The organism is Pseudomonas sp. (assembly GCF_049645325.1).
In the GTDB taxonomy this organism is placed as follows: domain Bacteria; phylum Pseudomonadota; class Gammaproteobacteria; order Pseudomonadales; family Pseudomonadaceae; genus Aquipseudomonas.
This window is the reverse complement of sequence record NZ_JBARTQ010000049.1, coordinates 1-2639: the sequence shown is the minus strand read 5'-3', so window position 1 is coordinate 2639 and position 2639 is coordinate 1. Positions and strand designations below refer to the sequence as shown.

Here is a 2639-nt window from a genome sequence, read left to right as displayed (position 1 = left end):
ATGGTGTTCTATCTAAAAGACAAAACAAAAACAGGAGCATGTCTGATGCCCACGAAGCGCTCTATCAACGAGGCTGATTTATGAATGCCCAAAGCGATTCAATTGACATCGCCATCATCGGCTCAGGTTTTGCCGGCCTGTGCATGGCGATCAAACTCAAGGAGGCCGGCCTCACCGACTTCCTCATCGCCGAGCAAGCCGACACCCTCGGCGGCACCTGGCGCGACAATCACTACCCGGGTTGCGCCTGCGATGTGCAGTCTCATGTGTATTCGTTTTCGTTTGCGCCCAACCCGGACTGGACGCGGCAATTTGCGCCCCAGGCCGAGATCCGCGCGTACCTTGAGCAATGCGCCCGGCGCTTTGAGCTTGCGCCCTTCCTGCATTTCGGCATGGGCCTTGAGCGCGCGGTCTTTGATGAGCAACAGCAACGTTGGCAATTGAGCTTCAGCCACGGCCGCCAGGTCAGCGCGCGTGTGCTGGTGTCGGGCATGGGCGGCCTGTCGCGCCCGGCGCTGCCGGCTATTCCGGGGCTGGAGAGCTTCAAGGGCAAACGCTTCCACTCCCAGCAGTGGGACCATGAGTATTCATTGAAAGGTAAACGCGTCGCGGTGATCGGCACCGGCGCCAGTGCCATCCAGTTCGTGCCGCAGATCGCGCCGCAGGTGGCCCACCTCGACCTGTTCCAGCGCACACCGCCGTGGATCATGCCCAAGCCGGACCGCGCGATTTCGCGTGGCGAACGCTGGGTTTTCAAGCACCTGCCCTTCACCCAGCGCCTGGTGCGCAGCGCTTTCTACTGGGCGCTGGAAGGTCGCGTCATCGGCTTTGCCCTGCACCCGCGCCTGATGAAAATGGTGCAGAAAATCGCCAAGCGTCATCTGCACAAACAGGTGGCCCGCCCTTCCCTGCGCAAAACCCTGACGCCGGACTACACCATCGGCTGCAAACGCGTGCTGATCTCCAACGACTATTACCCGGCGCTGTCGCGCAGCAATGTCGAGGTGGTGACCGACCCCGTAGTGTGCGTCGAGGCCGACGGCGTGATCACCGCCGACGGCATCAAGCACCCGGCTGACTGCCTGATCTTCGGCACCGGCTTCCAGGCCACCGACCCGTTGCCGCGCGATTGCATCATCGGCCGCGACGGGATCGACCTGATGGACGCCTGGCGCGACGGCGCCCACGCCTACAAGGGCACCACGGTGCCGGGGTACCCGAACCTGTTCCTGATCGTCGGGCCAAACACGGGCCTGGGGCATAACTCGATGATTCTGATGATCGAGGCTCAAGTCACCTACATCCTCGATGCGCTTGAACAGATGCAACGCCAGCGCATCGCCACCGTGGACGTCAAAGCCGCCGTGGAACAGGCCTACAACACTCAGTTGCAGCAGCAGCTCAAGCGCACCATCTGGAACACCGGCGGCTGCCAGAGCTGGTACCTCGACCCGCGCACCGGCAAGAACACCACGCTGTGGCCCGGCTCGACCTGGCGCTTCAAGCGCGTCACCCGCCACTTCGCGCTCAAGGACTATGTCGCCAGCCCGCTTCCGATCAACACGACGCCGCGCCCGGTGGCGGCGCCTCACTCCACCGCAGAAGGCAGCCTGTCATGAAGTCATTCAATGGCCGCGTGGCGGCGATTACCGGTGCGGCGTCCGGCATGGGCCGCGCCCTGGCCCTGGCGTTGGCGCGTGAAGGTTGTCACTTGGCCCTGGCGGATAAAAACAGCCAAGGCCTGGCGCAGACCGTGGAACTGATCAAGACCTCGACGCTGTCGCCGGTGTTGATCACCACCCAGGTGCTGGACGTGTCCGACCGCCAGGCCATGGAAAACTGGGCGGCGCGCTGCGTGGCCGAGCACGGCGAGGTCAACCTGGTGTTCAACAACGCCGGGGTGGCGCTGTCGAGCACCGTCGAAGGCGTCGATTATGCCGACCTTGAATGGATCGTCGGGATCAATTTCTGGGGCGTGGTGCACGGCACGAAGGCATTTCTGCCGTACTTGAAAGCCAGCGGCGACGGCCATGTGGTCAACACCTCCAGCGTGTTCGGCCTGTTTGCCCAGCCCGGCATGAGTGGCTACAACGCCACCAAGTTTGCCGTGCGCGGGTTCACCGAATCCCTGCGCCAGGAACTCGACCTGCAACGCTGTGGCGTGTCCGCCACCTGCGTACACCCCGGCGGCATTCGCACCGATATCTGCCGCAGCAGTCGCATCGACGCGAACATGACCGGCTTTCTGATCCACAGCGAACAGCAGGCCCGCGCCGACTTCGAAAAGCTCTTCATCACCGATGCCGACCACGCCGCCAAGGTGATCCTGCAAGGCGTGCGCAAGAACAAACGCCGCGTGCTGATCGGCCGCGACGCCTACGGCCTCGACCTGCTCGCCCGCCTGCTGCCGTCGGCTTACCAGGCACTGGTGGTGTTCGCCAGCAAGCGCATGGCGCCCAAACAGCGCACGCCGGTGTTTGAAACCAACGACGAACCCCGTCTCTGAACAGGAGCACGCACCATGCTGCCGATCCGTCGCGACATCCGATTCGCCCTGCCCGCCGAGCGCATCAAGGACTGGCATGAACAAGGTCCGTTCATCACACATTTTTTCAATGCCTTGTCGCTGCTGTTTCCCC

General features: G+C 63.1%; 2 protein-coding genes and 1 pseudogene. All 3 read left to right on the top strand.

The features are described 5' to 3' along the window. The first annotated feature begins 80 nt into the window (after positions 1-80). Positions 81-1619, top strand: a complete 1539-nt coding sequence (locus tag WBB95_RS02160; RefSeq protein ID WP_424486085.1) for a flavin-containing monooxygenase — start codon at positions 81-83, stop codon at positions 1617-1619. Further along, a complete protein-coding gene (locus WBB95_RS02155) occupies positions 1616-2506 on the top strand; it encodes an SDR family NAD(P)-dependent oxidoreductase (protein WP_424486084.1) in 891 nt (296 codons plus the stop codon). Before WBB95_RS02160 ends, WBB95_RS02155 begins: the two co-directional genes overlap by 4 nt. Before the next feature lie 15 nt (positions 2507-2521). Next, positions 2522-2639, top strand: a pseudogene (locus tag WBB95_RS02150) (metal-dependent hydrolase); the annotation flags it as partial.